Origin of the sequence: uncultured Aureimonas sp. (assembly GCF_913775355.1) — a bacterium.
Lineage (GTDB): Bacteria > Pseudomonadota > Alphaproteobacteria > Rhizobiales > Rhizobiaceae > Aureimonas.
In genome coordinates this window covers 1-4,724 of the sequence record NZ_CAJYIU010000316.1, presented here as the reverse complement: position 1 = coordinate 4,724, position 4,724 = coordinate 1, and the positions used below count along the sequence as shown (strand labels likewise).

Annotated in this window: 3 protein-coding genes; all 3 read left to right on the top strand. The window is 66.9% G+C overall.

Annotated elements, in window-relative coordinates:
* A partial coding sequence (sucC, locus tag QZ753_RS19350; RefSeq protein ID WP_294646186.1) for an ADP-forming succinate--CoA ligase subunit beta occupies positions 1 to 1,012 on the top strand: 1,012 nt, incomplete at its 5' end.
* A gap of 54 nt (positions 1,013 to 1,066) precedes the next feature.
* Complete coding sequence (gene sucD, locus QZ753_RS19345; protein ID WP_294646185.1) at positions 1,067 to 1,969, top strand: succinate--CoA ligase subunit alpha; 903 nt, start codon at positions 1,067 to 1,069, stop codon at positions 1,967 to 1,969.
* A 249-nt stretch (positions 1,970 to 2,218) separates the two neighbouring features.
* On the top strand, positions 2,219 to 4,724 hold a 2,506-nt coding region (locus QZ753_RS19340; protein WP_294646184.1), incomplete at its 3' end, for a 2-oxoglutarate dehydrogenase E1 component.

Below are 4,724 nucleotides of genomic sequence, written 5' to 3'. Positions count from 1 at the left end.
CGTCGGCGCTCCCGAGGGCGCCAAGGGCGGCGTGCGCGTCACCAAGTCGATCGACGAGGTGAAGCAGTACGCGGGCGAGATGCTCGGCCAGACCCTCGTCACCATCCAGACCGGCCCCGCCGGCAAGCAGGTGAACCGCCTCTACATTGAGGAAGGCGCGCAGATCGCCGCCGAGTTCTACCTGTCGATGCTCGTCGATCGCGAGACCGGCGGCATTGCCTTCGTGGTCTCCACCGAGGGCGGCATGGACATCGAGGCGGTCGCCCACGACACGCCGGAGAAGATCATCACCGTCGCGATCGACCCCGAGACGGGCGTCACCGACGCCGACGTCTCCAAGATCTCGGACGCCTACGGCCTCGACGGTGCGGCCCGCGAGGACGCCAAGACGCTGTTCCCGGCGCTCTACAAGGCGTTCACCGACAAGGACATGGCGCTCCTCGAGGTGAACCCGCTGATCGTCATGACCGACGGGCACCTCCGGGTGCTGGACGCCAAGGTCTCGTTCGACGGCAACGCGCTGTTCCGCCACGACGACATGAAGGCGCTTCGCGACGAGACCGAAGAGGACGCCAAGGAGATCGAGGCCTCGGCCTGGGACCTCGCCTATGTCGCGCTCGACGGCAACATCGGCTGCATGGTGAACGGCGCCGGTCTCGCCATGGCGACGATGGACATCATCAAGCTCTACGGCAAGGAGCCGGCGAACTTCTGCGACGTCGGCGGCGGCGCGTCGAAGGAGAAGGTCGCGGCGGCCTTCAAGATCATCACGGCGGACCCGGCGGTGCAGGGCATCCTCGTCAACATCTTCGGCGGCATCATGAAGTGCGACGTGATTGCCGAGGGCGTCGTCGCGGCCGTGAAGGAAGTCGGCCTCAAGGTGCCGCTCGTCGTGCGCCTCGAGGGCACGAATGTCGAGCTCGGCAAGAAAATCCTCAACGAGTCGGGCCTCGCCATCACGGCGGCGGACGATCTCGACGACGCCGCGCAGAAGATCGTCGCGGCAGTTTGATCCGCCCGCTTTCCGTCTGCCGAACGACGCTTTTTCTGGAGTCTCGAAAGACCCATGTCCATTCTCGTTGACAAGAACACCAAGATCATCGTGCAGGGCCTGACCGGCAAGACCGGCACGTTCCACACGGAACAGGCGCTCGCCTACCACGGCACGCAGATGGTCGCCGGCATCCACCCCAAGAAGGGCGGTGAGACCTGGACCGGTTCGAAGGGCGAGAGCCTGCCGATCTACGCCACGGTCGCCGAGGCCAAGGATGCGACCGGCGCCAACGCCTCCGTGATCTACGTGCCGCCGGCCGGGGCCGCCGACGCCATCATCGAGGCGATCGAGGCCGAGATCCCGTTCATCACCTGCATCACCGAGGGCATTCCCGTCCTCGACATGGTGCGCGTGAAGCGCCGCCTGGACGGCTCGAAGTCGCGCCTTCTCGGCCCCAACTGCCCCGGCATCATGACGCCGGACGAGTGCAAGATCGGCATCATGCCGGGCTCGATCTTCAAGAAGGGCAATGTCGGCATCGTCTCGCGCTCCGGCACGCTGACCTACGAGGCGGTGTTCCAGACCACGAACGAGGGCCTCGGCCAGACGACGGCCGTCGGCATCGGCGGCGATCCGGTCAAGGGCACCGAGTTCATCGACGTCCTCGAGATGTTCCTTGCCGACGACGAGACGAAGTCGATCATCATGATCGGCGAGATCGGCGGCGCGGCCGAGGAATACGCGGCCCAGTTCCTGATCGACGAGGCGAAGCGCGGCCGCAAGAAGCCGATGGCCGGCTTCATCGCGGGCCGGACGGCCCCCAAGGGCCGCACCATGGGCCATGCGGGCGCCGTGGTCTCGGGCGGCAAGGGCGACGCGGAGTCGAAGATCGCGGCGATGGAGGCGGCGGGCATCCGCGTCTCGCCGTCCCCGGCGCGCCTCGGCAAGACGCTGGTCGAGGTCCTCAAGGGCTGAGATTGCGAGGCGAGGGCGGGCGCGGTCATTCGATTTTTAACCGTCGCGCCCCTATCTGGCCGGAATGATACGTGAAGCCAGCCGCGCGGCGTTTCGGCCCGCGCGGCCGCCCCTCGGGTCTTGACCCGGCGGGCGACGTTTCAGCCGAACGCGTTCGAGTGAGCGGCGGAGGCCCTTGGTCTTCCGCCTCCGATCATCTTTCAGGGAGACGGCGTTCGCTGAAGAAGCGGGGGCCGCTTTGTCATCATCATGGCACGCAATCCGGCGAACGAGACCTTCGCGGCGACCTCCTTCCTCTATGGCGGCAATGCCGACTACATCGAGACGCTGGCCGCCGCCTACGAGCGCGACCCGTCCTCGGTGGCCGCCGAATGGCGCGATTTCTTCGGCCAGGTGGGCGACGACAAGGCGACCGTCGTCAAGAACGCCGAAGGCCCGTCCTGGACGCGCGCCAACTGGCCGGTGACGCCGAACGGCGAACTCGTCGCCGCGCTCGACGGCAACTGGGGCGAGGCGGAAATCCGCGTCGAGAAGAAGCTGCGCGACAAGGCGGCCGTCGCCGCCCCCAAGGGCGAGGCGCCCTCCGAGGCCGCGATCCTGCAGGCGACGCGTGATTCCGTGCGCGCCCTGATGCTGATCCGCGCCTATCGCGTGCGCGGCCATCTCCACGCCAAGCTCGACCCGCTCGGCCTTGCCGCGCCCGAGGACGACTACCACGAGCTCTCTCCTGAAAACTACGGCTTCACCGAGGCCGATCTCGACCGCCGCATCTTCATCGACAACGTCCTCGGCATGGAGTTCGCGACCGTCCGCCAGATGGTCGACATCCTCAAGCGCACCTATTGCGGCACCGTCGGCGTCGAGTTCATGCACATCTCCAATCCGCTGGAAAAGCAGTGGATCCAGGAGCGCATGGAGGGCGCGGGCAAGGGCGTCGAGTTCACCGACCAGGGCAAGCGCGCCATCCTCAACAAGCTGATCGAGGCGGAAGGCTTCGAGAAGTTCATCGACGTCAAGTACAAGGGCACCAAGCGCTTCGGCCTCGACGGCGGCGAGGCGCTGATCCCCGCGCTCGAGCAGATCATCAAGCGCGGCGGCCAGATGGGCCTGAAGGAGATCGTGCTGGGCATGGCCCATCGCGGCCGCCTGAACGTGCTTGCCCAGGTCATGGGCAAGCCGCGCCGCGCGATCTTCCACGAGTTCAAGGGTGGTTCCTACAAGCCGGAGGACGTCGAGGGCTCGGGCGACGTCAAGTACCATCTGGGCGCCTCGGCGGACCGCGAGTTCGACAACAACTCGGTCCACCTGTCGCTGACGGCCAACCCCTCGCATCTCGAGATCGTCAACCCGGTCGTCATGGGCAAGGCGCGCGCCAAGCAGGACCAGCTCGGCGGCGGTCGCACCCGCACCGAGGTGGTGCCGCAGGAGGTGCGCAACCAGGTGCTGCCGCTCCTCATCCACGGCGACGCGGCCTTCGCCGGCCAGGGCGTCGTCGCCGAGTGCTTCGGCCTGTCGGGCCTCAAGGGCCACCGCGTCGGCGGCACCCTGCACTTCATCATCAACAACCAGATCGGCTTCACCACCAATCCGCGCTTCTCGCGCTCCTCGCCCTACCCGTCCGATGTGGCGAAGATGGTCGAGGCCCCGATCTTCCACGTCAACGGCGACGATCCGGAAGCCGTGACCTATGCGGCGAAGATCGCGATCGAGTACCGGCAGACCTTCCACAAGCCGGTGGTGGTCGACATGTTCTGCTACCGCCGCTTCGGCCACAACGAGGGCGACGAGCCCGGCTTCACGCAGCCGATCATGTATCGCAAGATCCGCGAGCATAAGACGACGCTCGAGATCTACGCCCGGAAGCTCGTCGAGGCCGGCGTCCTGTCGGACGGCGACGTCGAGGCGCGCAAGGCCGAGTTCCGCACGCAGCTGGAAGGCGAGTACGAGGCGGGCCAGAGCTACAACCCGAACAAGGCCGACTGGCTGGACGGCGCGTGGTCGGGCCTTCGCCGCGCCGACGACGAGGACGAGCAGCGCCGCGGCACGACCGGCGTGCCGGTCAAGACGCTGAAGGAGCTTGGGGCAAAGCTCACCGAGGTGCCGGAGGGCTTCGAGGTCCACAAGACCATCGGCCGCTTCCTCGACAACCGCGCCAAGGCGATCGAGACCGGCGAGAACCTCGACTGGGCGACCGGCGAGGCACTGGCCTTCGCCTCGCTTCTCGCCGAGGGCACGCCGATCCGCCTGTCGGGCCAGGATTCGGAGCGCGGCACCTTCTCGCAGCGTCACTCCGTCCTCTACGACCAGCGCGACGAGAGCCGCTACATTCCGCTCTCGCACCTCGTGAAGGGCCAGGCGAACTACGAGGTCATCAACTCGATGCTCTCGGAAGAGGCCGTACTCGGCTTCGAATACGGCTACTCGCTCGCCGAGCCGAACGCGCTGACGCTCTGGGAAGCCCAGTTCGGCGACTTCGTGAACGGGGCGCAGGTCGTGATCGACCAGTTCATCTCGAGCGGTGAAGCCAAGTGGCTGCGCATGTCGGGCCTCGTGATGCTGCTGCCGCACGGTTACGAGGGGCAGGGGCCGGAGCACTCCTCGGCGCGCCTCGAGCGCTTCCTGCAGGCCTGCGCGCAGGACAACATGCAGGTCGCCAACTGCACGACGCCGGCGAACTACTTCCACATCCTGCGCCGGCAGATGAAGCGCGACTTCCGCAAGCCGCTGATCCTGATGACGCCGAAATCGCTCCTGC

Excerpts from the sequence above, each read along its gene's own strand:
- sucD (WP_294646185.1), top strand. The coding sequence starts at position 1,067 with ATGTCCATTCTCGTTGACAAGAACACCAAGATCATCGTGCAGGGCCTG.